The 23,144-nt window shown below is 69.9% G+C and carries 28 protein-coding genes; 14 read left to right on the top strand and 14 right to left on the bottom strand.

What is annotated here, in order from left to right; all coding sequences use genetic code 11:
* Positions 1-169 precede the first annotated feature (169 nt).
* Both M8330_RS01940 and M8330_RS01935 read left to right on the top strand, forming a co-directional pair.
* Complete coding sequence (locus M8330_RS01940; RefSeq protein ID WP_250825955.1) at positions 170-772, top strand: DUF2695 domain-containing protein; 603 nt, start codon at positions 170-172, stop codon at positions 770-772.
* Between the two features lie 68 nt (positions 773-840).
* On the top strand, positions 841-1,251 hold the full coding sequence (locus M8330_RS01935) for an NUDIX hydrolase (RefSeq protein WP_308196220.1): 411 nt from the start codon (positions 841-843) through the stop codon (positions 1,249-1,251).
* Here the strand turns inward: M8330_RS01935 and M8330_RS01930 are convergent.
* Positions 1,217-2,038, bottom strand: coding sequence for an SCO6745 family protein (locus tag M8330_RS01930; RefSeq protein ID WP_250825954.1), 822 nt, complete (start codon positions 2,036-2,038; stop codon positions 1,217-1,219). The genes M8330_RS01935 and M8330_RS01930 overlap by 35 nt on opposite strands.
* A gap of 38 nt (positions 2,039-2,076) precedes the next feature.
* Between M8330_RS01930 and M8330_RS01925 the strand changes: the two genes are divergently transcribed.
* From M8330_RS01925 to M8330_RS01915, 3 genes are all read left to right on the top strand, one after another.
* Positions 2,077-2,583, top strand: coding sequence for a GNAT family N-acetyltransferase (locus tag M8330_RS01925; protein ID WP_250825953.1), 507 nt, complete (start codon positions 2,077-2,079; stop codon positions 2,581-2,583).
* A gap of 209 nt (positions 2,584-2,792) precedes the next feature.
* Entirely contained in the window at positions 2,793-3,104 is a 312-nt protein-coding gene (locus M8330_RS01920) for a hypothetical protein (RefSeq protein WP_250825952.1), read from the top strand.
* Between the two features lie 11 nt (positions 3,105-3,115).
* Positions 3,116-3,661 carry a GrpB family protein gene (locus M8330_RS01915; RefSeq protein WP_250825951.1) on the top strand — a complete coding sequence of 182 codons (546 nt, stop codon included), beginning with the start codon at positions 3,116-3,118 and terminating at the stop codon, positions 3,659-3,661.
* Positions 3,662-4,166: 505 nt separating this feature from the next.
* On the opposite strand, the gene M8330_RS01910 is transcribed toward M8330_RS01915, so the two are convergent.
* A complete protein-coding gene (locus M8330_RS01910) occupies positions 4,167-4,634 on the bottom strand; it encodes a GNAT family N-acetyltransferase (RefSeq protein WP_250054529.1) in 468 nt (155 codons plus the stop codon).
* A gap of 60 nt (positions 4,635-4,694) precedes the next feature.
* Between M8330_RS01910 and M8330_RS01905 the strand changes: the two genes are divergently transcribed.
* Together M8330_RS01905 and M8330_RS01900 are read left to right on the top strand one after the other, a co-directional pair.
* Positions 4,695-5,468 carry a class I SAM-dependent methyltransferase gene (locus M8330_RS01905; RefSeq protein WP_250825950.1) on the top strand — a complete coding sequence of 258 codons (774 nt, stop codon included), beginning with the start codon at positions 4,695-4,697 and terminating at the stop codon, positions 5,466-5,468.
* Between the two features lie 396 nt (positions 5,469-5,864).
* Positions 5,865-6,425, top strand: coding sequence for a GNAT family N-acetyltransferase (locus M8330_RS01900; RefSeq protein ID WP_250825949.1), 561 nt, complete (start codon positions 5,865-5,867; stop codon positions 6,423-6,425).
* A gap of 99 nt (positions 6,426-6,524) precedes the next feature.
* Here M8330_RS01900 and M8330_RS01895 read toward each other — a convergent pair whose 3' ends face one another.
* Complete coding sequence (locus M8330_RS01895; RefSeq protein ID WP_250825948.1) at positions 6,525-6,920, bottom strand: hypothetical protein; 396 nt, start codon at positions 6,918-6,920, stop codon at positions 6,525-6,527.
* Positions 6,921-7,325: 405 nt separating this feature from the next.
* Here M8330_RS01895 and M8330_RS01890 point away from each other — a divergent pair, with 405 nt between their 5' ends.
* A complete protein-coding gene (locus M8330_RS01890; protein WP_284704051.1) occupies positions 7,326-7,739 on the top strand; it encodes a VOC family protein in 414 nt (137 codons plus the stop codon).
* 791 nt (positions 7,740-8,530) lie between these two features.
* Here the strand turns inward: M8330_RS01890 and M8330_RS01885 are convergent.
* The 4 genes from M8330_RS01885 to M8330_RS01870 all read right to left on the bottom strand — a co-directional run bounded on the left by M8330_RS01885 (position 8,531) and on the right by M8330_RS01870 (position 11,892).
* Positions 8,531-8,914, bottom strand: coding sequence for a GNAT family N-acetyltransferase (locus M8330_RS01885; RefSeq protein WP_250825946.1), 384 nt, complete (start codon positions 8,912-8,914; stop codon positions 8,531-8,533).
* A 159-nt stretch (positions 8,915-9,073) separates the two neighbouring features.
* The gene (locus tag M8330_RS01880; RefSeq protein WP_250825945.1) at positions 9,074-10,018 is read right to left on the bottom strand and encodes a phosphotransferase; all 945 of its coding nucleotides are present in this window, start codon (positions 10,016-10,018) and stop codon (positions 9,074-9,076) included.
* A 46-nt stretch (positions 10,019-10,064) separates the two neighbouring features.
* Positions 10,065-11,315 carry a lanthionine synthetase LanC family protein gene (locus M8330_RS01875; protein WP_250825944.1) on the bottom strand — a complete coding sequence of 417 codons (1,251 nt, stop codon included), beginning with the start codon at positions 11,313-11,315 and terminating at the stop codon, positions 10,065-10,067.
* Between the two features lie 169 nt (positions 11,316-11,484).
* Positions 11,485-11,892, bottom strand: a complete 408-nt coding sequence (locus M8330_RS01870; RefSeq protein WP_250825943.1) for a MerR family transcriptional regulator — start codon at positions 11,890-11,892, stop codon at positions 11,485-11,487.
* A 95-nt stretch (positions 11,893-11,987) separates the two neighbouring features.
* On the opposite strand from M8330_RS01870, the gene M8330_RS01865 reads away from it, so the two are divergent.
* Positions 11,988-12,566: an NADPH-dependent FMN reductase gene (locus M8330_RS01865; protein ID WP_250825942.1), complete on the top strand. Its 579-nt coding sequence runs from the start codon at positions 11,988-11,990 to the stop codon at positions 12,564-12,566.
* Entirely contained in the window at positions 12,563-14,038 is a 1,476-nt protein-coding gene (locus M8330_RS01860) for a DHA2 family efflux MFS transporter permease subunit (RefSeq protein ID WP_250825941.1), read from the top strand. Before M8330_RS01865 ends, M8330_RS01860 begins: the two co-directional genes overlap by 4 nt.
* Positions 14,039-14,429: 391 nt before the next feature.
* Here the strand turns inward: M8330_RS01860 and M8330_RS01855 are convergent, their stop codons facing one another.
* The 3 genes from M8330_RS01855 to M8330_RS01845 form a co-directional block, all read right to left on the bottom strand.
* The gene (locus M8330_RS01855; protein WP_250825940.1) at positions 14,430-15,764 is read right to left on the bottom strand and encodes a hypothetical protein; all 1,335 of its coding nucleotides are present in this window, start codon (positions 15,762-15,764) and stop codon (positions 14,430-14,432) included.
* A gap of 179 nt (positions 15,765-15,943) precedes the next feature.
* Positions 15,944-16,276: a helix-turn-helix domain-containing protein gene (locus M8330_RS01850; RefSeq protein WP_250825939.1), complete on the bottom strand. Its 333-nt coding sequence runs from the start codon at positions 16,274-16,276 to the stop codon at positions 15,944-15,946.
* A complete protein-coding gene (locus M8330_RS01845) occupies positions 16,273-17,349 on the bottom strand; it encodes a tyrosine-type recombinase/integrase (RefSeq protein ID WP_250825938.1) in 1,077 nt (358 codons plus the stop codon). The genes M8330_RS01850 and M8330_RS01845 overlap by 4 nt, the downstream gene beginning before the upstream one ends.
* A gap of 421 nt (positions 17,350-17,770) precedes the next feature.
* Here M8330_RS01845 and M8330_RS01840 point away from each other — a divergent pair, with 421 nt between their 5' ends.
* The gene (locus M8330_RS01840) at positions 17,771-17,938 is read left to right on the top strand and encodes a hypothetical protein (RefSeq protein WP_250825937.1); all 168 of its coding nucleotides are present in this window, start codon (positions 17,771-17,773) and stop codon (positions 17,936-17,938) included.
* Between the two features lie 43 nt (positions 17,939-17,981).
* Here the strand turns inward: M8330_RS01840 and M8330_RS01835 are convergent, their stop codons facing one another.
* Positions 17,982-18,290, bottom strand: coding sequence for a hypothetical protein (locus tag M8330_RS01835; RefSeq protein ID WP_250825936.1), 309 nt, complete (start codon positions 18,288-18,290; stop codon positions 17,982-17,984).
* A 164-nt stretch (positions 18,291-18,454) separates the two neighbouring features.
* Between M8330_RS01835 and M8330_RS01830 the strand changes: the two genes are divergently transcribed.
* From M8330_RS01830 to M8330_RS01820, 3 genes are all read left to right on the top strand, one after another.
* Positions 18,455-19,072, top strand: a complete 618-nt coding sequence (locus M8330_RS01830; protein WP_250825935.1) for a rhomboid family intramembrane serine protease — start codon at positions 18,455-18,457, stop codon at positions 19,070-19,072.
* Positions 19,073-19,116: 44 nt separating this feature from the next.
* Positions 19,117-20,091 carry a phosphotransferase enzyme family protein gene (locus tag M8330_RS01825; protein ID WP_250825934.1) on the top strand — a complete coding sequence of 325 codons (975 nt, stop codon included), beginning with the start codon at positions 19,117-19,119 and terminating at the stop codon, positions 20,089-20,091.
* A 126-nt stretch (positions 20,092-20,217) separates the two neighbouring features.
* Positions 20,218-20,580, top strand: coding sequence for a hypothetical protein (locus M8330_RS01820; protein ID WP_250825933.1), 363 nt, complete (start codon positions 20,218-20,220; stop codon positions 20,578-20,580).
* Positions 20,581-20,678: 98 nt separating this feature from the next.
* Here M8330_RS01820 and M8330_RS01815 read toward each other — a convergent pair whose 3' ends face one another.
* The 3 genes from M8330_RS01815 to M8330_RS01805 all read right to left on the bottom strand — a co-directional run bounded on the left by M8330_RS01815 (position 20,679) and on the right by M8330_RS01805 (position 23,000).
* A complete protein-coding gene (locus M8330_RS01815) occupies positions 20,679-21,599 on the bottom strand; it encodes a methylenetetrahydrofolate reductase (protein ID WP_250825932.1) in 921 nt (306 codons plus the stop codon).
* A 69-nt stretch (positions 21,600-21,668) separates the two neighbouring features.
* Positions 21,669-22,406: a class I SAM-dependent DNA methyltransferase gene (locus M8330_RS01810; RefSeq protein ID WP_250054520.1), complete on the bottom strand. Its 738-nt coding sequence runs from the start codon at positions 22,404-22,406 to the stop codon at positions 21,669-21,671.
* A 33-nt stretch (positions 22,407-22,439) separates the two neighbouring features.
* Positions 22,440-23,000, bottom strand: a complete 561-nt coding sequence (locus M8330_RS01805) for a GrpB family protein (protein ID WP_250054519.1) — start codon at positions 22,998-23,000, stop codon at positions 22,440-22,442.
* Positions 23,001-23,144: the final 144 nt, after the last annotated feature.

Below are 23,144 nucleotides of genomic sequence, written 5' to 3'. Positions count from 1 at the left end.
GAAGGTCCTGCCTCGGGGGATCCGTGTGAAGGGGATGGACTGGTTCCGGCCGGGGGGATGAGGAAGGTGTGAAGGACCCTTCTGCCCGGGCGCGCGTGGTGGTGGTGTCGGGGGCAGCAGCACGCCTCCCCCCGGCGCCGACCGCCACCACCGTCCCCCGGAGACCACGATGACCCGCTCCCCGCAGTGCCAGTGCGGCCACGCCGCCGCTCACCACGAGCACTACCGCCCCGGCACCGACTGCTCGCGCTGCGCGTGCACCGAGCTCCGGCGTGCGCGCGGCAGCCGCTGGAGCTGGCTGCTCGGCGCGAGCCCCATGGCCTACCTGGGCGCCGACGCGGCCGTGTGGACCCTCATGTCCGAGCCCGTGGACGAGCCGACCACCGCCGGCCCCAGCACCTGGCAGGCCCCCAGCGACCGGTTCCGGCGCCTCACGCGCAAGGAGACCCGTCTCGTCCGGGCGCTGGAGGACGAGCTGCGCGCCGTGGCGGCCGACCTGGTCGACCCGCGGCCGGGGGAGTGCCTGCGCTGCTACGTCGCCCGTACCACCGACGAGCTCGGCTGCGACGGCACGCTGCGCTGGTCCCGGCGCTTCCGCGACCTGCACGCGCCCGCGCAGGCCTCGCTGGACCCGCGCCGCGGGGAGTCCGAGGCCTGCGACTGCCGCCTGCTCGGGGTCGACGTGCCGGCCGACGACCGCGGATGCCGCGGGGTCGTGCGCGGCCACGAGGGCGGCGCGTGCTCGCTGTGGCACCACGACCGCCAGGTCTGACCTGACGTTCGTGGGCCTCGATCGGCCGGGTAGGTGCCGGCGGCGACGCCGTGCCAGGCTGGCGTCCCGTGGAGCCCTTCATCCTCGCTGCGGTCGCGTTCGTCCGTGACGGACGGCTGCTGACCGTACGCAAGGCCGGCACGACCATGTTCCTGCTGCCCGGCGGCAAGCTCGAGCCGGGGGAGACCCCGCTCGAGGCGGCCCGCCGCGAGGTGTCCGAGGAGGTCGCGCTGGACGTGGCCGCCGCCGACCTGCGGCTGCTGGGGGAGTTCGCGGCCCCTGCGGCCAACGAGCCGGGCCGTTCGGTCGTCTCGACCGTCTACGCGGCGGACCTCCCGGGCGAGCCCGTCCGGTCCGGCGAGATCGCCGAGCTGCGGTGGTCCTCGCTGGCCACGCCCGAGGAGGACCTGGCCCCGCTGCTGCGCGACCACGTCGTGCCGGCGCTCACCGGGAGCCCGTCTCCAGCAGCCGGGTCGTGATCGGGGCCATCGTCTCGACCAGGCGCGCGACGCCTGCCTCGCCCAGCGCGTCGTAGGCCGGGCGAGCCGCGGCGTCCGTGGCCTCCTCGACGGACGCGCGCAGCGCGAGGCCACGGTCGGTGATGCGCTCGAGCTCGTCGAGCAGCCCCGCACCCTGCAGTCGCGCGATGAGCGGGTCCAGGTCCCGCGCCGGTCGGTGGTGCACGCGGCCGAAGGTGCGGGGGGAGTGGCCCAGCGACGCCCAGAGCAGCAGGTGGGCCTCCGGGCCGCGCACGTCGTGGGCCACCAGTGCGGCGTGGTGCCCGTCGCCGCGGTGCTCGCGCAGCACGGTGGCGGCGTGCCAGAGCCGGGCCACCGGTTCCTGCGGTGCCGGCAGCGCCTGCAGCGCCGCGCTCAGCACCCGTCCCTCGACCGGGGCACCGGCCGCCGCCGCGGTGGCCAGGTCGGCGGCCTCGGCGAGGCCGGGGGAGTCGGCCAGCGGGCCCAGGATGCGGCGCAGCGCCAGCACCGCCCCGTCCTGCCGTGCGCGAAGGGCCTCCTCGGGCGTGGTCACCCGCCAGACCCGGGGGACGTGGCGGGCGACCTCGCCGGGGAAGAAGTTGTAGAACGCGGCGTGCACGACCGCGGCCGAGGCGGTGCCCAGGGGTGCCGCGCGGCCGGCCATGTAGCCGTCCCAGTAGCCGCGCAGCCCGAGCCGCTCCAGCTGGGCGGTGGGCTCCTCGGAGAAGTAGGTCACCAGGTGCACCGGCTCCAGCAGGTCGTGGAGCGCGCGGGCGGGCGTGGACACGAGCGCAATCTAGGCCATCCCGCGGCTAGGTTCGGGGCGTGAGCGAGCAGAGCAGGGTCCTGGACGACGGTGCGGTGCTGCGACGGGCGCGGCCGGGTGACGAGGCGGGCATCCTGGCCTGCATCCACGCGCTGGCGGTCTACGAGCGGGAGCCGGACGCGGTGGAGACCACCGAGGCCGACCTGACCACGGCGCTGTTCGGCGACGCGCCGCAGGTGAGCGCCCACGTGGTGGAGCGGGACGGCCGGGTCGTCGCGATCGCGGTGTGGTTCCTGACCTTCTCCACCTGGACCGGCCGACACGGCCTCTACCTCGAGGACCTCTTCGTCGAGGAGGAGCACCGCAAGCACGGCTACGGGAAGGCGCTGCTGGTGGCACTGGCCGCGGAGTGCGTCGCCCAGGGGTACCGACGCTTCGAGTGGACGGTGCTGGACTGGAACGAGCCCGCCATCGGGTTCTACCGGTCCGTCGGCGCCGTCGGGATGGACGAGTGGACCGTGCAGCGCGTCACCGGGGAGGCGCTGGAGCGGCTGGCTGCCGGCTGACGCGTACTGGTGGCACTGTCCGTTCCGCTGGTGCATGCCACACCGAGACGCGGCGCGGGCGAGATCGCGTCCGCTTCGTTCCGGTGGTCTTGACCGCGTCGACGAGTGTCGACGAATGCATGACAGCGGTCACATCGGAGAGCAGTCTTGCCCGCGTGAACTCCTCGGGTCCGTCACGTCACGGTCGCGCTGCCGCCGAGATCGCCGCCATGAGGGCCGTCGAGCCGCCGCCGGTGGCGCCGACGCCGATCCCGCGCGACGTCGCGTGGCTGCCGGCGCGCCAGCACCGGCCGGCGGTGACCGTCGTGACGCCGTCGCGCGCGTGGTCGGTGCTCCTGGCGCTGGCGTGGACCTGGCTGGCGCTCTCGTGCGGCGTCGCGCTGATGATCCTGGTGCGCGGGGCGGTCGCCAGTGACGGCGTGCTCCCGGCGATCGGCGACGTCGGCCTGGCGGTCGCCGTCGTGGGGCAGGGGCTCGTGAACCTGAACCTGGTGCACGCGCGGATGACCACGCGGGGCTGAGGGATCACCCGGTGCCTGTCTTAGTCGTCCCGTACTCGTCGGCGTGGCCAGCGCAGTTTGAGGTGGTCGCAAGGGATCTGCGGCAGGCTCTCACCGGGTTGGCTTCCGCGCGAGTCGAGCACGTGGGCTCCACCTCCGTTCCCGGGCTCGCGGCCAAGCCCATCTTGGACATTGACGTCATCGTCGACGGCAAGGAGATGGCGAAGGCGGTGGCCGCCATGGGCTCCGCTGGGTACGTTCACCGTGGCGACCTGGGCGTTGCCGATCGGGAGGCCTTCTACGCTCCAGACGAGAGTCCACGGCGGAACGTCTATGTCTGTCGCGCCGAAACGCTCCACGTTCGCAATCACCTCGCCGTGCGCGAGGTACTCCGCGCTCGGGCGGATCTGCGAGACGAATACGCGGCTGTGAAGCTGGCGCTCGCAGTAGACCCCAGCATGGACATCGAGACCTACATCGCCCGGAAGTCTGCGGTGCTCCAGAAGGTTCTCGCGGTGTCGGACATGACGGCAGGGGAGCGCCTCCAGATCTTGCGCCTCAACGACCAGTCCGCTTGACACGCGATCGGGCGTACTTTGTCACTCGTGTGGCGCCGAGGCTGCGCTCCTCCGGCAGTCCGGGACTCGCGAAGCGACGCCTATGAGCGCAGCCGCGAGATAGCGGGCGAGGCAATCGTGCATGCCGCCCGGGCGATCGCAGCGCGTCGCGCCGGATGTGGCCTGGAGACAGTCGTCATCGTCGATCCCAATGCGGGGCATCCGATGGCCCCTCCCAGAGAGGTTGCTCCGAACCAGGCTCGCAGCTACCGACTCGGAGGCGATCTGGGTGCCCCGGAGCGCTGGGGAGCGCTCGCGTGACCAGCCATACGCGATGCTCTGAAGTTGCACCAACGTCACGACGACGTCCCGTGCTGCGCTTCCCCTGGTCAGCGCTGGGTTCAGTCTGGCCAGCGAGTTTCCCGTCTCATTGAAACTGACGCATGACGGGCCGGCTGGCCGGTGGTGAGTCGCAATGACTGGGACCAAGCTGCCAGATCCGTCTGACTGGATCTGACGCAACTCGTCAGATCGCAAGGTCGGCGCCGAAGACGAGCGCGGGACCGCCGTTCTTGTGCACTTCGCGCTCGAGTGCAAGGCCGATGTTCATCGCGACTTGTTGGGAGGCGATGTTGGCCGGGCGAATGATTGCGACGAGATGCTCGATGTGGGCGGCTGCGGCAGCTGCCCGAACCGCAGCGGCTGCCTCACTGGCATATCCCTGACGCTGCAGGTCCGATCGCACGTGCCAGCCGGCTTCGACGAACCACTCGCCCTCGACCTCCTGCATGGTCAGACCGCAGTCGCCAACGAAGTCGCCGGTGTGAGTCTCGATCACCCAGAGCCCGAACCCGTGCTCATCGTAGTTGCGTTGCGTCCACTCGATCCAGCCGGACGGCCCGCGCGATCCTCCTATCTGGAGGGTCGCGATCTCCGAGAGGTCTCCCGCAGTCATCTGGCGAAACCGAAGTCTCGGGGTCGGGTCTGGAAGCACGCCCTCACGATAGGCGGAGCAGTGTCTGCGCCCGGTTTGCTCTTCCGGCATCATTCGCTCATGGCTGAGGAACACTCGGGAACTCACCCTGCTGACCCGGCCGGCGGCAACGCGAGCCGTCCATGGCAGACGCTGTCCTCCGGCTTCGAGCAGGCCCGCGCCCGCGAGGATTCGCTCGATCGTCTCGTCGAGTGGCCGGCGCAGCGCACCCTTCTCGGCGACGTCGCCGGACTCGCCGTCTTGGACGCCGGCTGTGGCAATGGAACGAAGATTGCGCAACTGGCCGTCGAAGGTGCCGGCCCTTCCGTCGGCGTCGACATCAGCGGGAACTTCATCGAGGCTCCTCCAGGCGTCGAGCTCATCGAGGGAGACCTGTCGGATCTTGGGGCGGTGCCCGGGCTCAACGGTCGTCGGTTCGACCGGATTCTGTTCCTTCAGTCCTTCGGCTATGCCGCGGATGGGGTCAAGGCACTACAGACCGCGCGCGAGATGTTGACCGAGGACGGTTTCATCTTGCTCACCAGGACCCAGCCGATCCGGTACGCGATCGAGCGATCGGAGCAGAACGGGACGTCGCTGGGGGAGGAGTACTTCGCCACCGAGTCGTTCGCTTACCGGCACCGCAACTGGGACGATCAGGTAACCCTGACCAAGCGGCCGTACACGATGTCTGACCTGTTGAACACCTTCAGCGCGGCCGGGCTGTGGATCGAGATCGCAGTCGAGCCGCAGATGCCTGACGAAGCCGCTGGGCGCTACCCGCACAAGCAGGCGGTGATGAACAAGTACCTCGGCATCTTGATGTTCAAGCTGCGACCGATCCCAGCTCGATAGTCTGCGTTGAGGCGCTTCCGTCAGCCGGCGTTGCCGCTGACGTGGACGTAGTTGTCGAGGGCGCCCTTGGCGCGCTCGCGGTCGCCGTCGTGGGGCAGGGGTTCGTGAACCTGAACCTGGTGCACGCGCGGATGACGACGCGACGCTGAGCGGTCGCACGCCAGCGGTAGTGGACAGCCTGCGTATCAAGACCCGGCGTATTGGCCCGCGACGGGACTCGGGTTGCCACAGAGCGACCGCTCACCGGAACACACATCCGGACGGGTCTTCCGGGACGGTCGCGACGGCGCCGAGGCCGTGACCAGGGTGCGTCCCGCCCAGGGTTCGCCTTGTGGGACTGCTGCTGGCAGGCCCACGGCGACGTCTTGGGCGCCCCTTGCGTGTCACGATTCGGGCATGTCTCAAACTGTTTCCGCTGTTTCGGTCCGCCTTGCAGAGGGTTCAGACGTTCCGAAGATCGGCCACATCTGTGATCGCGGCTTCAGATTCGTCTCGTCGGCCCTCCTGCCGAGCAAGGTCGTCGATGAGCTCGCCGGCGAGTTCTACTCCGAGGAGCGGATCAGCGGCGAGGTCGATCCGGCAGGTTTCACGCCTTCTTGGCAGGGCTATGTCGTCGCCGAGGTCGATGGTGAGGTGGTCGGGGCTGCAGGAGGTGGTCTCGTCGCCGAAGGCGTCGGTCAGCTGTACGTCATCTATCTGGAACTAGACCGGCGGGGCCTCGGCATCGGTTCGCGACTGCTGGAGTACGTGACAGAACAGCAGCGAGCGCTAGGGGCCACCACGCAGAAGGTCGCTGTCCTCGCCGACAACGAGCATGGCCTGCCGTTCTACCTAGCGCGAGGCTTCAACGAGCTCGAGCGTCGTCTCTACCCTGGCGGACATCCCGCTGCTGTGCCCGAGCTCGTACTCCAGCGCGAGCTCGAGGTGCCAGCGCGCGCGACAGCTTTCGAACTCTGATTCGCCGAGCGGAGTTCGAATTCGCGAGCCCATCCCTGCGCGGTCACGCTCCGGTTGACCATCCGCGTATGGCGACGCAAGCACACCCGCGCAGCGGCGTTAGGAGGACTGGACGCCGTCGTCCGGCTGGTGGCCGACGCGCGCGAGCAACTGCTCGCCTAGCACGACATCGTGCGGTAGCCGTCCCAACTCCGCGGCGTCCACCTCAACGCCTCGGCGTTGGAGGACCGCAGCAAGTGAGGACCAGTGGTCTTCCTCCATGTTCTTCTGCGAGCGTCCACCGAATGGCTCGTCCGGGCCGACAACCATGCGCGCCGTGTCCACGATCTCCTCGACCGAGGCCATCGCCCAGATGCTGGGCGGGCCCGACGCGCTCCAGCCCCGGTCAGCCAGGAGCAGCACACGGCCGCCGTTCGTAAGGACGGCCTCGTGGCGCGCCGATACCGACATCTGCCGCGGGTCAGCGACAGGGTCATCAGCCTCGACGAAGGTCACCAAGCGAGCCACATGAACCACATGCCCATCATGCCCATCATGCCGCTTGTGTTCACGGCGCCGGAGGATTCCGCAGGGTTGGCCACGCTCGGCGGTAACGGCGCGGGATCCTGCACTGGTGAGCTCTGCGGGCCGATCCTGCACTGGTGAGCTCCGCGAGCCGATCCCGCACCGGGCCGCTACACGAGCCATCCTCAATCGGTCACTGCCCGGTCGTCGAGCCTGGTGGGGCCGATTGAGCCGGCCGCTCGCCGCGACAGGTTGGTCGAGCGGGACACCTCGATGCCGGCGATCGGAGGCCAGCTCGAGTCCAGCCATCTTGACATCGCCCACACGCCCGGTCAGCCGATGTGAGGTCGTCGGTGGCGGCGGTACGGTGATGATCGACGACGCGAAGGAGATGCCATGTCCGGCCACCCCGTCTTGCTTCACACCGCAATCGACGCGCAAGACTGTCGTGGCTTGGCCGAGTTCTACCGGCAGTTGCTCGGGCTGCACTACCGGGATGGTGAAGAGCCACCGACCGACGGCAGCATCGATGACACGGACTGGCTGGTCTTGCTCGATGACGGTGGCAATCGAGTGGTGACCGTGCAGGAGAAGAAGGAAACCACCGCCCCTACGTGGCCCTCCGAGCAAGTCCCGATACAGATGCACATGGACTTTAAGGTGCCCACAGTCGAGGAACTGGAGAGGCATCGCGAGCACGCTGAGACTTTGGGCGCTCGGTTGTTGTACGACCGCTCGGAGGACGATGGAGAACCTCTGTACGTTCTCGCGGATCCGGCCGGACATCCCTTCTGTCTGCTCGTCCAGTAGCGTCGAGCGAAGCGCACTCACATGCTTGCAATCCGCGCGGTCGTCGAGGTGCGTGATGCCGTACGGGGGCACTCCCCTTCGACGCCCGGTCCAGGCGCTTCCAAAAGCCGATCCGCTCTCGGCATGAGCGGGCGCGGTTCTAGTTCCAGACTCCGAGCTCGGTCGTCAGCGCGAATGCCCCGATAAGGCCGAAGCCCGCTCCAACCGCGCGTAGATTCGCCACCCCGTATGACGAGTAGCCGAAGAACTTATGATCGCCCCGCTTCTCGCTCGTCCGCCGGGCAGTCGCAATCATGTAGACGCCGTAGATGATTGATCCGGCTCCCAGCAGCACCTCGAAAATGGAGCCAACCTAGGGCAAGTTCAAGCGGACACGATCGTGTTCAGGACGACGACACCCTCGCGGTTTACCATTGCACCAGCCCCGGGTGGGAGCGAGACCGGCGCTTCGACGTCTTGTTTGACGCCTCAAGCGAATTAAAGTTGACGAAAAGAGGCACTGTGGAGAACGGCGTGCGAATAACACTGGTTGGCGGAGCAATTTTTGTAGGGATTCTATTTTTCGTATTAGGAGCGGGCGCAGAAAAGCTTGTCGGCTTAGTACCGATCGCTATCGCTGGATTCAGCGCATGGGCTTTTTCCTATGACGCGAAGAAGCGGCGACGTCGTTAGGAGACACGGGAGTCCGCGAGCCCGGTTGTCACTGGCTCGCGGAGCGACACGGTACGGGATCCCGTACTGGCGACGCTCCGCGAGCCGATCCCTCACCGGTTCGCTCGACGAGCTCATTGCTACGCGGGGTAGATGCGGTAGCCCAGTTTCGTCTTGTGTGGGAACGACTTGTAGAACGGCTCGGCGTCGTCGGTGAGCACATCCATCCGCTCGGTCCCGCTTGCTGCGAAGGCCTGATCGACGAGGGCTCGAGCGATCCCGGTGCGTCGGTGCGTGGCTGCGACCGCCAGCTGGGCCAAGAAGGACTGCACGACGCCGTCACCCATGACCTGCGCGAACCCCACCACGCTCCCGTCATCGACGACAGCCACTAGCACGATCACCCCGGCAGCACAGCAGCCTTTCAACACCGTGTCGACGTCGGAGTACGAGGGCCATCCGAGGTCTCGACAGAGGTCCGCGATGCCCGCAGCGTGACGTGGGCTGAACGGCTCGATCCGCATCACCGCATCCTCATCACCGCATCCTCCTCGACGCAACCCGCGCCGGCGCTTTCCCCCGCGATCATCCTGCGAGGACGATCGATCAGCAGCAGCCGTCACCGGTGGCTGCTCCTGGCTCGGCATCGCTGATCAGCAGCTGGGGAGGGACGTCCCGGTCGGTCATCGAGTGTGCGCGTCCAGCTCGTCGAGAGCGAGATGGCCGCGACCGACGACTGTCGCGAGGAGGTCGTTGCTGCCGAGTCGCCGTGCCCACTCGAGCTGCAGGAGAGTGTGTGCCGCGGTCAGCTCTGCGGCTCGCTGCCAACCGACCAGGCCGACGATCCTCTCGCGCAGACGATGACGGACCCTGTCCAGCGGCTCGGTGAACGTGTGCCACTGCAACGTGGTGAGGTCGGTGGCCCGGGTGCCGCTTCCCGCGTTTGCGACGTCGACGATCGCCACGACCACGCCGTCCCGGACCAGGACGTTGCTCGGATTGAGATCGGCATGGACCATGTCCGGTGCCGCGCCTGGCGGTGCGGCGCCCGCACACATCAGCCGTCCCCGCTGGATCAGCGCCGACACCTCGCGAGAGTGGCTCGCCAGCCGGGCGACGGACCGGCGCAGCGTCACCTGCTCCGGCGCCTCCTCCCACGGTGGTCCGTCGGGAGTCAGCTCGTCACCGTGGACGATGCGCCACGCGAACGACCAGTGGTCGTAAGGCTCAAAGGCCTGGCCGGCTTGGAGCTCGACGATCGCCATCAGCTGCTCCACGATCGACGGGGTCAGCGTGGCCGCATGGGCCGCGTCAATGAAGTCCGCCAGGTGCCAGACGTGGGTGTCCGTCGACCCCACACAGAGCCATGCCGGGGTCGGATAGCCCCGCCCACGCATGCGCTCGACGATTCTTCGTGCCCGCACCAGCCCCTCGAATTGCCCCGGATGCGTGAGCCGTTCCACCTTGAGTACGGCGTCTCCGCCGCCGACGACCTCCACACGCAAGCCGCCCGCGTTGACCCCGCCACGCAGACGACCCCGAACGGTGACCCCCGCGCCGAGCACCGCGGCCACGTCGTTGAGGACCCCGACCGGGAGCTCGTCGGGGCCGGGAACCTGCTTCGTCACCGGGCCCCACCGCCGATCGGCTCTCGTCGAGGGCCAGCACGCGACGTCACGGGACGCGTCCCGTCCGATCGCCACGGACTCGACCCACCGGCGTCGTCGCCGCGACCTGGTGGTGTGCGACCGGGTGGTCGGGCCACTGGGTCGCGTACCCGCTGAAGTCTCCGCCCACGAGGCGCGCATAGCGGAGCAGCTCTCGGAGGATGCCCGCGTTGCCCATCGCCCACCCGGGGTGGGGTGCCAGCTCCGGGTCGGTGGCCCGGTGCTCGTGGTTGGACCAGCGCACACCGTCCTCGTCGATGGTGGCGCGCGCGGTGAGGTCTGCGAGGAGGACCTCGGCGAAGTCGGAGCCCTCACCGCGTTCGACGATCCGGTCGCCGGCCAGCGCGAGCACGCCGGCGGTGCCGCAGCAGCGTCCGTTGTTGTCCCAGAATCCCGGCCGGATCCGGCTCGGCAGCCCGGACCTGGTGATCGTGGTCCAGCAGCGGTCGACCAGATCGTCCCAGGCTGGGTCCCCCGTGACGGCGGCGAGCAGGCGGAAGGCCTGCGCGTCTCCTGCCGGGCCGTTGCACCAGCCCAGGCTGTACCGCTCGATGAGTTCTGGTCGGTGGGGCGGGTCGGAGTGCGGTACCAGGAAGGCGTCGGGTCCGGCCTCGTTGCGCGCGACGACGTCCGCCGCACCGGCCAGGGCGAGGTCGACCAGGTCGGCGCGCCCGGCCGCTCGCCCGACTGCAGCCAGCGCGTAGACGATGCCCAGGGTCCCGTGCGCCATGTGGTGCGATCGCGCCGGCGATGGACGGACCGCCCAGTTCACACCATGTTCAGTGCGATCAGCCGTGCTCAGGTAGGGCGTCACCGCCGTCACCGCCAAATCGACGTCACCGGCGGCGAGGGCGCCGAGCCCGATCCCGGCGTTGCCCGCGAACAGCTCGAACATGGGGCTCCAGCGTCGACCGTCGACACGGGCAGCAACCCGGTCCAGAGCGTGCTCGGCGGCGTCGCCGCGACCCAACGAGCCCAGCGCGACAGCGACACCGGCCAGGCCGAAGTACAGCGAACAGTCCTGCAGGTCCTCGATGCTCGCGGCGAGCTCCTCAGCTGTCTCGGCAGCAGCGCGGGCATGACGCTCATCGCCGAAGTACTCAAACGCCTCCAGCAGCGCCAGCCCGATCCCTGCCTGCCCGTGGTACAGCGAGACATCTCCCGCACCGGCGCGGCGCGAGACCACGAGCCAGTCAGCCGCTCCGCGAGCCAGCGATACCGGATCCTCGGTACGACCTGCGCCTCCGCCACGCGCCATCACACGAGCCTAGAGTGCGCAAGCACGTCGCCGGTGCGGGATCCCCAATCGGGACGCCAACGGCGCTCGATGGGTCGCGTCCGTCCCGGGCTGCGATCCCGACCGCGAAAAAATGCTGGGCACAGCGCTTTGATCGGCCACCCCGGAGCGCTTCGGTCTTGGCGGCCCGTCAGAGCCGGTCGACGGCCTCGCAGAGTTTGCCGCCCGACTCGAGCTGATCCAGGCAGCGGCGCAGGTCGGCGACGCGTTGCTCGGCGTCGCTGACCAGGGTCTCGGCGACCGCGCGCCAGTCCTCGGGGTCGGGGTCGGGGGGCAGGGTGCCGAAGAGGTCGCCGATCTCGCGGACCGTCAGGCCGACCCGCTGGGCGAGCTTGGCGACGCGGATCCGGCACGAGGCCGAGTCGTCGAAGCGGCGGCGGTTGCCGCCGTCGCGGGTCGCGGCGAGGACGCCGTGGTCGGCGTAGAACCGAACCGCGGTGACCGGCACGCCCGCCTCTTCGGCGACCTCGCCGATGCTGCGAGCCGGGGGCGCCGCGCTGTTGCTGCCGTCCCTGCGGGGGGTCGTGTCGCTGCTCATGCCCACCACTGTGCGCCTTGACCTCTACAAATGTCGAGGTCCTAGCGTCGCCGTCCGGTGGCGCCACCCGGGCGCCTGGACGAGGAGGGCACGACGTGCTGAGGATCGGGATCATTGTCGGGAGCACCCGCGCTGGACGACGCGGTCGCGAGGTCGCGGACTGGGTGCACGCACGGGCGCAGGGCCGCGCCGGAGCGGCCTACGAGGTGGTCGACCTCGCCGACCACGACCTGCCGAACCTCGCCGATCCGGTGGCGCCCATGGCCGGTCGCTACGAGCGGCCGGCGACGCTGGCGTGGGCGCGGGCGGTGGCGGCCCTCGACGGCTTCGTCGTCGTGACGCCGGAGTACAACCACGGCCCGAGCGGTGCGCTGAAGAACGCCCTGGACCACCTCTACGCAGAGTGGAACGACAAGGCGGTCGGCTTCGTGTCCTACGGGATGGACGGCGGCCACCGTGCCGTCGAGCAGTTGCGCCTCGTGGCCGCGGAGCTGCAGCTGGCGACGGTGCGCAACCAGGTCGGCATCTCCCTGCGGGACGACGTGGACGCCGACGGCGCGGTGGCCCCGACCGAGCACCCCGAGCGCCAGCTCGACGGGGTGCTCGACCAGGTCGAAGCGTGGGGCGGGGCGCTGCAGGGGCTACGCGCCGACCACGCCCGGTCCTCCGCGTGAACGACACCGGCCTGCGGCGACGCGGGCGCGAGCGCGACGACGGCCCCGCGGTGGCCGCCCGGCGGGCCGCCCTCGTGCTCGCCCTCGGCGGGCTGCTCGCGGTGCTGGACACGACGGTCACCGTGGTCGCGCTGCCCCGTGTGGTGGCAGACCTCGGGACCACCCTGCCGGTGGGGCAGTGGATCACCACGGGCTACCTGCTCGGGATCGTGGCCGTCATCCCCGTCGCAGGCTGGGCGGCGGCGCGGTGGGGCGCGCGGCACACGTACGTCGCGGCCGTCGTCGTCTTCGGCCTCGCGTCGCTGGCAGCCGCCCTCGCGCCGGAGATCGGCTGGCTCGTCGCGGCCCGGGTCGTCCAGGGCCTCGGCGGCGGCCTGCTCAACCCGGTGGGCCAGGCCATCGCGCTGCGCAGCGTGGGCCGCGACCAGCGTGGTCGCGTCATGGCCCTGCTCGGGCTGCCGGTCCTCGTCGGGCCCGTCCTCGGCCCGCCGCTGTCGGGCCTGCTGGTCGACCAGGCCTCGTGGCGCTGGATCTTCGCGATCAACGCGCCCCTGGGCGCCGCGGTCGTGGCGCTGTGCCTGCGGCTCGTGCCGCGCCAGGCACCCGAGCCCGACCGGCCGCCGCTCGACCTCGTCGGCCTGTTGCTGCTCCCGCCCGGCGCGACACTCCTCGTGGTCGCCGCAGCCGAGGTCGGGCGTGACGGACAGGTCGGTGCTCGCGCGGTGCTGGCGCTCATGGTGGCGTTGGCGTTGCTCGCCGTCTTCGTGCGGCACGCCCTCTGCAGCCGGCGGCCGCTCGTCGACCTGCGGCTGCTGGCGCACGGGCCGCTGGCGCACGGGCTCGCCGTCCTCGCCTGCTTCGGCGCGGCCTACTTCGGTGGCATGTCCGTGCTGCCGGTGGTGGTGCAGGGGGTGCGCGGTGACAGCGCGCTGGTGGCCGGGCTGCTCACGCTGCCGCAGGCCGTCGCGACCGGCCTGACCCTTCAGGTCGCCACTCGCGCCGTCGACCGCTGCGACCCGCGACGTGTCGTGCGGCTCGGCGTCGCGCTCGGTGCGATCGGCTCGCTCGCGCTGCTGCTCGCCGTGCGGGGTGAGGCTTCGTACGCCGTGCTCGGCGCGGCCGGGGCACTGGTTGGAGTCGGATCGGGCTGCACACTGATGCCGGCCATGACGATGGCCGTGCGAGACCTCGACGGTCATCGGACGCCCGCCGGCACCACCCTGCTGGCCCTGGGGCAGCAGCTCGCGAGCGCGCTCGGCACCGCCGTCGTCGCGGTCGCCCTCACGCTGCTGGTCGCCGCATCGACGCCGGGGCTCGACGGAGGGCTAGAGGCAATGCTGGCGCTCGAGCCCAAACGGCGTGAGGCCCTGCAGGGCTCGCTCGCCAACGGCGCCGGCGCCGCCTACGCCGCCGTGCTCCTCGGCATGACCGCCGCCGTCTGGCTGGCCGCACGGCTACCGCGAGGGCGGTGAACGAGACGAGATCAGGCCAGAAGGGCTTGTCTGGACGCAAGTATCTGCCGCAGTGACCAATGAGGGGCGGGCCGGCCGCGAGCAATCCGCTGCTACACCACCACATTGACGGGGATTCCTGGAGAACGTGCAAACAGCACGCTTGAGCCCTCGCAAAGTAGATCCAGCACTCCTCTGGAGAGACTCCCGATACGGGATCCCGTACTGGCGACGCTCCGCGAGCCCATCGGCTTGCGGGGCGAGAGAGTGCCCGGGTGGGACTGCCTTGCGTCTCTTTACGGTTGACCGGATCCGTAACGTCAGCGCCCGATTCTTTACGGTTCAGCACGAGTTGCGCGCCCCCGCTCTGGAGGTGCGCCGGGATCGGTCGACCTCGTCCCCAGGCCCCGGCTCACAACGTAGATCGCCCGGCGTAGCGTGCCCAGGGCTCGGCGGCCTTGTCAGCGTGGAGGAACGCGACCTGGGCGCTGTAGCCGAGGGCCTCGGCGACGAGGGAGGGCGGGCACTCGAGGACGAGCTCGCCGATGGCCCGGTTGCGGGCGCCGAGGAGGTTGATGCCGAGGTCGCGGAGCCGGTCCATGACGGTGTTGGGATGCAGGTGCCGCCCCGCCAGCGTGCTTGGAAAAAGCCCCGGGCTGTCGGATCCGGCGCCCGTGCGTAGGTTCGGTCGTGCGGCAAGGTGCTCCCTGATGAGCGAGGCGAACGGCTCGGGAACATCGGTCGGATGCGTGCCGAGAACGATGCTCATCCCAGAGTCGGCGTCGTCGACGATGCTGGTCGGAAAGGTGACGACCTTGACCAGCGGCTGGGCGTAGAGCAACAGGAGCATCCCGGCGACGCGGTAGGGGAGTGACTCGCTAGTGCCCGTGAAGAGCTCGTGGATCCAGGCGAGCCGTTGGTCCTGACTGAGAGATGGGCTGCTCTTCGCGGATCGGTGCTGAACAGTCACCGCCGTATTGAGACGCGCCTGCTTCGCGACTACGAAGAACGTCCTGATCGCACTGCGCGTCGTCGGGCCGGCGGCGAGCCACTCGTCGACGTCCTGCTGAGTGCAGGTGGCCGCGGTGCGCTGATACGTCTCGTGGAGCCACACGAGGAACTTCACCGTTTCGGTGATCTCCTGCTTCGCGGAGTGGATTGGCCCCCGAGTGGGTGCGCCAGCCCCGGCCTTGGCGCGGATGCGCCGCAGGTGGTGCCACGAGGCGAAGTGCTGAACCGGCTGCCGTACCTCATCGGGGAGTCCGTCGAGCTTGGCTTCGATCCAGTTCTCGAAGCGCGGCAGGTAGGGGTCGCGAGGGGGGAGTAGACCGTGGTGCTGCATCAGCGCCCGGAGATGCTCGGCGGGCTTGCCGGGCACGGAGTCGAGACCCTCGTGCGACGCGGCGATGGCGCCGTTACCGAGCCCGCGAAGCAGCTCCTGGACCTTGGCCGACCGCTTCCAAACGAGGATCGACTCGGGCCTGTCCGACGCGCAGAGAGCATCGACCAGGCCGAGCAGTGCGGGATCGCTTGGCACGCCGCCGAGCAGCCCGTGGAGGTCGTCGCGTAGTGCGCAGCGGACGCAGAGCCGTCCGCGATGTCTCGCTGCTTCGACGTCGCAGCGCTCGCAGTGGAAGTCGACGGGGATCTCAGCGCATGTCGAGCAGATCGGCTGGCGATCGGTGGCGCGCAGGCCCGGTAGGAGCCGATCCTGGAGGCACTCTGCGCAGGTTCCGCGGGTGTGCACGGCGTCGTAGTAGCAGATGTTGCAGAGTCGGCCTTCTGGCCAGTTGGCTGCGAGTCTGGGGATGTTCCGGCCGCAGCGAGCACACGGATCGTCGCGAGTGCTCGTCGCTCGCGGACGGCCTTGGACGGTCGAGCGAGGGGAGAGGCCCGTCGGCTTCGGATCCATCGATGCTCCTGGCGCTACTCGTCGAGGATGTTTGCGCGCCGCGGCCGCACGCTGCGGTCGAGCGAGACGACGTTCGGCGGGGAAGCGGTGCCCGTCTTGCGTACGCGTACATCCGTCGCCGTCGTCGTGAACAGGTCCGTCGACTTACACTCGAAGATGTCGCACAGCGCCGCGATCAACATCAGGGAGACGCGCTCCGGCCGCTGGTTCACCAGCCGGTACACCTGCGGTCGAGACAGATTGATGTCGCGCTCGGCCAGCAGGGGAATGAGATCCGTGGTGTTGTGCAGGCCCCGGGCGGCCATTAGCTCGGCCAGGCGCCACGTGTAGTCGACCTTGCGCTTCATGATGTTCCGTCCTCGGTCTTGCGGGCCATGGCTTCCTTCACCGTACGGTCCAGCGCGGCCCTGAGCGTGGAGCGCCTGAACTCGTCGGACACGAAGTGATAGATGCCGGTTGTCGCCCCGTGCTCATGGCCCATCTGGTCCTGCACGAACCGCGGGTCCCATCCAGCTTCGAGCAGGTGAGTGGCGTACGAACGACGGAACGAGTGGAGATCGAGCCCATTGGAGAATCCCAGCTCCTCGCAGTAGCGCCGGACCCGTCGGATCAGAGTCGACTCGACGACCAGTCCGCCGCGTTCGCTGGGGAAGAGGTCCAGGGTGCCCGGATCACCGCGGCCGTTGGCGAGCCAATCCTCGATGATGCCGGGCGTCCACCGCCAGACAGTGAGAACGCTCCGCGGCTTGTGCGGCGAGGACCGCTTCGCCTTGCCGTAGCGGACCTTGCAGACGCCGAACGCGCCGAACTCTCGGGCGTGTGGGTTGCGGGCGAAGTCGACCGTTTGTAGGTGCCTCAACTCGTTGAACCGCAGCCCGTAGCCGTACGCGATCTTCATCATAACCGCGTCCCGGTATGCGGCCTGCCAGCCCTTGCGGCCCGACTTGCCGATCCGTTCAACCTCGTCGTCGGCGTGGTCGAAGAGTTGACTGATCTCCTCACGGGTGTACGGACGTTTCTTTGGGCGTCCGTCGTACTCCTGGACGTGAGGAGCGGTATTCCAGTCGTAGAACACCTGCGCCGGGTGGGTGCCGAAGAACCGCTCGCACACGACGTCGAACCCGTAGTCCGGATTGCTGATGTAGCTGGTGAAGGCACGCAACGCGGAGTGGTAGCCGCGCAGCGTCGAGTGGGCAACGTGCTTCTGGGTGCGTAGGTCCGCCGAGAACTCCTCGACGAGCGCGGGCGTCCAGTTCCACGGGTCTTCGTTGACGTGGCTGATGAAGCGCTCCACCATCCGGAGCCGCTGGTCGATGGTCGCGAACTGCAGGTTGCGTGACAACTGCTGATTCCGCCAGCCCTCGAGCATCTTCTGGAGCACCTGCTCGTCGGGCCGGAGGACCGGCACCGACTCGACCATCCGGACGCGTCCGGACCCATCAACCTGCATCGAATCCTCCCCAGAATCTGGTTTCATCCAGTGATTCCATGATGCATCCGATGAGTCGCCATCTGTGTTTGCGCAGGTCAACGGCGTGTCGCGGTGGCCGCGCGACGCCTGATCGTTCCGCCGCCACGCACGGTTTGACGCTGTTGCGACGACGTTCGGCGCTGCGTTTCCGCTGGTCAGAGCTGGGTTCGGTTCGGCCAGCGGGGCAGTGGGTCAGTCGCCCGCGATTGATTCATCCGATGCAATACGCAGACTAGTAACTGACATAATGTCACTTATCGGCACATTGACATGAGGTCGGACCGATCTGACCCAGGCTGTCGTCGGCATCACGCACGGCGACTGCAGGCGTCCGGCCCCGCAGCACGGTGCCGCCCGCTATACATAGCGGGTGCTACGACTTCTCGGACTGCTGCTCGTCTGGAGCTACACAGGAGCCGGCGCCGTCCTCCTGGTCTCGGGGCCCGAGCTCGGAGTGCGGATGCTGGGCCTGGCGCTGGTCGCGCTGGGCGTGGCCTGGATGGTCCTCGACGCCCTCAGGCGGACCCGAACCGTCTGACCCGAACCGTCTGACCCGAACCGTCTGACCCTGGCCGGCCCGCTCAGCGGCGCGGCGACCTCAGGGCGATCGCCAGCAGGCTCACGACCGTCACGAGCAGAGCGACCAGGCGGACGCGGTCGAGCTGGTACCCGTGGTCCCAGAACAGCGTCGTGAGGCGTTCGCTCCCGGTACCGGCGACCCAGAACAGCGTCAGCGCGGACGCCGACAGCGTCCACACGACTCCGCCGAGGACCGCGACGATCGCCAACCGGCTGCGTCGCAGCAGCAGGGCTGATCCCACGGTCACCAGCAGGGCCACCACCGCCTCGAGCGCTCCGAAGGCGAGCACGTCCCACGTCATCAACAACATCACGACACCGAGAACATCAGGTCCGAATCCACGTGCGCAGGCTAGACGGCTACCGACCCGGCGTCCTCGCAACGCCACGACTGTGTATGTGAGCGTCGGCACGGCCGGGCAGCATGGGAGCCCAGCGACCGCGCGGCAGCGGTCCACCGGGAGGAGACGCCTCGATGAGCAACGGCTGGCGCTGGGACGGTCGGAGCACGTGGGGGCCGCAGTGGCGCACCGCGGGTGTGCTCACGCTGGGGTTCACCGCGCTGCTGTGGGTGCTCGAGACCATCGACCAGGCCACCCCGCTCTACCTCGACGACGACGGCGTCGTCCCCCGCACCGTCAGTGGCCTCGACGGCATCCTGTGGGCGCCGATGCTGCACGCCGGGTTCGCCCACCTCATGGGCAACACGATGCTGCTGGCCCCCCTCATGCTGCTGACCCTCGTCGGTGGCGTCGCCCGAGGACTCGCCGCGACCGGGATCATCTGGGTCGTCGCCGGCGTCGGCACGTGGCTGATCGCCGCGCCGGGCACCGTCCACCTCGGCGCCTCCTCGCTGGTCTTCGGCTGGCTCACGTACCTGATCGCCCGAGGGTTCTACGCCCGCAGCATCGCGCAGGTGGTGCTCGGCGTCGTGCTGGCGGTCCTCCTCGGCGGCACGCTGCTCGGCGTCCTGCCCGGCCAGCCCGGGATCTCCTGGCAGGGCCACCTGTTCGGGGCGATCGGCGGCGTGATCGCCGCCAGTGCGCTGCGCGGCCGTCCCCGCGCGCTCCCGGCCGCCGACTACTCGTACTGACACTCGTACTGACGCCGCACGAGTCCCTGGCAGGGTTCGGTCCCGTGACGCCGACGCTGGAGATGCTCTGGGAGGACGCCGACCCGCAGGCCGTGCTGCGCAAGCGGCACGGCCTCGACGGCGCGGACGAGGCAGCCGACTGGGCCGCGTGCATGGCCGCCGCTCGCTGGCCGCTGGAGGACGTGCGGTGCGAGCGGCTTGTGCTCAGCTGGTCCAACGGCCTGGCCTGGCTCGGGACCGCTCAGGGGCAGCGCCTGCTCAAGTGGTCCGTCGACCCGGCGCTGTTCGCTCGGCTGCAGCGCGCCTCCCGACTCACCGCGTGGCTCGCGGAGCGCGGCGTCCCGGTCTCGTCGGCACGGTCCACCGACAGCGGCGACCGTCAGGTCGAGTCCCACCTGCCTGATGGCCGACCCTGCTCGGTCGGCCTCCAGAAGGTCGTCGCCGGCGACCTCCTCGACGTCGACGACCCTGCCCAGGTCAGCGCTGTCGGAGCTACCCTCGCGCGACTGCACCTCGCGCTGGCCGACTCCCCCGCCGACCTCCGCACTCCCGCCGACGAGGCGCCCACGCCGCTGCCCGACCGGGTCCGCGGCTGGCTCGAGCCGGCCCGGGCCTGGCTGCCCGCAGCGGCGGCGGACCACCTGACGACGCGGATCGACCGGTTGCCCGCGGGCGGGCTCGCCGCGCAGCAGGTGCACGGCGACGTCCGGGCTGCCAACGTGCTGGTGCGCGACGGTGAGGTGGCAGCGTTCCTGGACCTGGAGGAGACCCGGCTCGACCAGCCGGTGGCCGAGCTGGCGCGCGCTGCGGTGCTGCTAGGCACCCGGTACCGCGACTGGGCACCGGTCTCCCCCGGCGTCCAGGCGACCTTCCGCGCCGGCTACGAGCAGGTGCGGCCGCTCTCGGACCTCGAGGCGGCCTGGTGGGACGTCCTCGTGCCCTGGGTGACGTGGGCGATGGTGCGCCCCGGCGCCGCGCCGTCGTGGGAGTCGGCCGCCAGAGCCCTCACCGGCGCCTGAGCTCGGCAGCGAGGCGTGACGGATGTGTGCGAGAACCCGGCTGACCTGCCTGTGGGGCCCTCCCAGGGTCTGACCCGGGGACCCCGGAGCGCTGCCTCTCGTGCCGCGGCTGGCACGATGCCGCCCGTGACGAAGCCCGACGCCCGCTCGACAGGCACCCGGTGGATCCGCCTGGTGCTGCTGGTGGTCGGCGCAGCGGTGCTCCTCACGCTGACGAGCCCGCTCCTCGACGACGACGACGTCGTCCGCGAGTCCGACATGGCCAGCATCGACCTCGGCCTGCCGATGCCCTGGCTTCACCAGGATCAGACCGGCTACGACCCCAGTGTTCTCAGCAGCCGCGGGCTGATGTCGCCATGGGAGAACCCGACAAGCGCCTCGGTCGGATACTTCCTCGCGGACGTGGCACTGCTCTTCGTGGTCCTGCTGGCGCTCACCGCACTTCTGGCGGTCGCCATCGGCCGGGTCAGGTCGTCTCGGGGAACGTGATCGCGGGGGCGACGCCCACGGAGCCGCTGCGGGTCGTCGGGTCCGGCGCCGCGCCGTCGTGGGAGTCGGCCGCCAGAGCCCTCACCGGCGCCTGAGCGTCAGCGACGCAGCTCGCCGGCGATCTCCCGGGCCAGCTCGACGGACGCCTCGATCTCGGCCTTGCGGATCGACACGCTCTCCACGTTGACCCCGAACGGCATGCCCAGGTGACGGCAGAAGCCGATGAGCTCGCGGGCGGCGCCGAGGGCGTGCTGGTAGGAGGCCTCGAGGGTGTCCAGGGCGTTGCGCAGGTCGTTCTGCATCCAGCGCGGCACGTCGACCCCGAGCCAGCCGAGGAACTCCAGCGTCTTGAGCGACCCGCAGACCGAGAAGGTGAAGATGATCGGCACCGGCTCCAGGCCCTGCTCCGCACACGCGTAGTGGTAGTCCGAGACCAGGTTCTTCGCGGCGTTGACGTCGTAGACCACCTGGCTGACGAAGAACGAGCACCCGGCCCGCTGCTTGGCGATCAGCCGGTCGTGCTCGTCCCCGCGACGCGTGTGACGCTCCGGGATCGCCACCCCGCCGAGCCCGAGGTCCGGCCGGACCTCCGCCCGCAGCGCCTGCGCCTCCGGCAGCGAGACGGGGGTCTGCTTCTCGCGTGAGGACGCACCCACGAACACGGTGAGGACGCCGGCCGCGTCCTGCGTCTCCAGCCAGGACCGCAGGTCGTCGCGCTCGTACTTGCCGACCGCGCGGTAGACGACCACCGGCAGGTCCCACGCATCGAGGTGCTCGCTGCGGAAGCTGCCCGGGTCCATGGTCGGCAGGAACGGGAACGGCCGCTCCTGCGGGTTCCGGTCGCTCTCGTCGTCGATGTCGTAGAGCACGAGACCGTCCAGGCCGAGCGGGCCCAACCGCTCGCGGGTGACGTCCGCGATCTCCTGCGCCCGCTCCGTGCTCGTCGTGGTCCGGGGTGGGGTGAGGGCGAAGAGGAGCAGCTCGCTCCCCCGGTCTGCGATGCGTCGTGCCAGGTCCACGCAGCAACGCTAGTCGGCGGGACACCCCCGCCTCCGGCGGCGATCGCAGGGTGAGAGCCAGGGCGGGAATCAGAGCGCGGTGCGCCACACGGAGACGTGGTCGGTGCTCTCCGCGGTGAACGGCGTGCGGGACCAGTCGGCCCAGCGGTGCTCCAGCGACAGCCCGGCGAGCCGGGCCATGAGGTCGCACTCGCTGGGCCACGCGTAGCGGAAGGTCCCGGTGGCGTGCCGCACGGTGCCGTCGGTGTCGTGGTGGTAGTGGTGGGACGTGCACTGCTGGGAGACGACGTCGTAGGCGTCGAAGACGAGGTGGCTCTCGTCCAGGCTCATCGGCACGACCCGCTCCCCCGGCAGCAGGCGCTGGATCGGCGGCACCCACTGCTCGACCACGAACCGACCTCCCGGCCGCAGGTGCCGGGCGGCGTTGGCGAAGCAGGCCACCTGCTCCTCCTGCGTCCGCAGGTTCGAGAGGGTGTTCCACACCAGGACGACGAGGGAGAACTCGCCCGCGACCCGCGTGCTCGCCATGTCACCGACCGTCACCGGCAGCGCGGCACCGCCGGGCTTGGCGCGCAGTCGCGCCACCATGGGCTCGGACAGCTCGATGCCTGCCACCTCGAGCCCGCGCTGGGCCAGGGCGAGACCGATCCGCCCCGTGCCGATGGCCAGCTCGAGCACGGGGCCGCCGTCGGCCAGCTCCTCCAGCCGGTCCAGCGTCGGGCCGAGCACGTGCGGTGCGAACATCTCCGCGGCGTCCCCGTCGTAACGGGCGGCCGTCGCCTCGTCCCACACCTCGCTGCTGCTCACGCACGGCACGGTGCCAGCGCGGTGGGCGGAGGGCTAGCGAGTTTCCCGCGCGCGGGCCTTGATCGCCTCGATGACCTCGGTCTTGGCGTCGGCGTAGGCGTCCATGCTCGACCAGGTGCGGGTGACGAGGCCGCGCTTGGTGGTCTCGTACAGCTCCCGGTCGGCGCGATCGGTGCGCAGGCGGTCGCGCAGCAGCAGGTAGTCGACGCAGGCCTGGGCGTCGTCCTCGTAGACGTGGACGTGGACGTCGCGCTCCGGGGTGCGCACCAGCCGGTGGCCGGGCTCGCGGATGCGCAGCGGGTAGCCGGCGTCCACGAGGGGCTGGAGGTAGTCCTCCTCGGCCGTGATGTCGTGGACCGTCACGAGGACGTCGATGATCGGCTTCGCTGCCAGCCCCGGCACCGAGGTGGAGCCGATGTGCTCGATGCGCACCGCCGTCTGCCCCAGCGCCGCGGCGATGCGGGCGTGGTGCCGGGCGAACTCCCCGGCCCAGGCCGGGTCGTGCTCGACCAGGAACAGCTCGCGCTGCTCGGTGCCCCCGACCCGCTCGACCTCGGTCACGTCCGGCCGTCTGCGGCTGCGCTGCTCGTCCACGCCCGCAGGCTAGATCAGGAGTCTGCAGACCTCCGCAGGGCGGTGTGCGGCGGAGGTTCGCGGCGTCCGACTGGCTCACGTTTGGTCACCAACCCGGTCTCCGGCGGCCCCGGACCTCGGGTTGGTGACCAAACCCGAGCCCGA

This window comes from Nocardioides bruguierae (assembly GCF_023656415.1).
In the GTDB taxonomy this organism is placed as follows: Bacteria; Actinomycetota; Actinomycetes; order Propionibacteriales; family Nocardioidaceae; genus Nocardioides; species Nocardioides bruguierae.
Note: the sequence above shows the minus strand (reverse complement) of the source record. Positions and strands in the feature narration are given on the sequence as shown.

Coding starts and splice junctions, on each gene's coding strand:
- M8330_RS01940 (WP_250825955.1), top strand. CDS start 170: ATGACCCGCTCCCCGCAGTGCCAGTGCGGCCACGCCGCCGCTCACCAC.
- M8330_RS01920 (WP_250825952.1), top strand. CDS start 2,793: ATGAGGGCCGTCGAGCCGCCGCCGGTGGCGCCGACGCCGATCCCGCGC.
- M8330_RS01905 (WP_250825950.1), top strand. CDS start 4,695: ATGGCTGAGGAACACTCGGGAACTCACCCTGCTGACCCGGCCGGCGGC.
- M8330_RS01900 (WP_250825949.1), top strand. CDS start 5,865: ATGTCTCAAACTGTTTCCGCTGTTTCGGTCCGCCTTGCAGAGGGTTCA.
- M8330_RS01890 (WP_284704051.1), top strand. CDS start 7,326: ATGTCCGGCCACCCCGTCTTGCTTCACACCGCAATCGACGCGCAAGAC.
- M8330_RS01885 (WP_250825946.1), bottom strand. CDS start 8,914: ATGCGGATCGAGCCGTTCAGCCCACGTCACGCTGCGGGCATCGCGGAC.
- M8330_RS01875 (WP_250825944.1), bottom strand. CDS start 11,315: ATGGCGCGTGGCGGAGGCGCAGGTCGTACCGAGGATCCGGTATCGCTG.
- M8330_RS01870 (WP_250825943.1), bottom strand. CDS start 11,892: ATGAGCAGCGACACGACCCCCCGCAGGGACGGCAGCAACAGCGCGGCG.
- M8330_RS01850 (WP_250825939.1), bottom strand. CDS start 16,276: ATGAAGCGCAAGGTCGACTACACGTGGCGCCTGGCCGAGCTAATGGCC.
- M8330_RS01845 (WP_250825938.1), bottom strand. CDS start 17,349: ATGGTCGAGTCGGTGCCGGTCCTCCGGCCCGACGAGCAGGTGCTCCAG.
- M8330_RS01835 (WP_250825936.1), bottom strand. CDS start 18,290: ATGTTGTTGATGACGTGGGACGTGCTCGCCTTCGGAGCGCTCGAGGCG.
- M8330_RS01830 (WP_250825935.1), top strand. CDS start 18,455: ATGAGCAACGGCTGGCGCTGGGACGGTCGGAGCACGTGGGGGCCGCAG.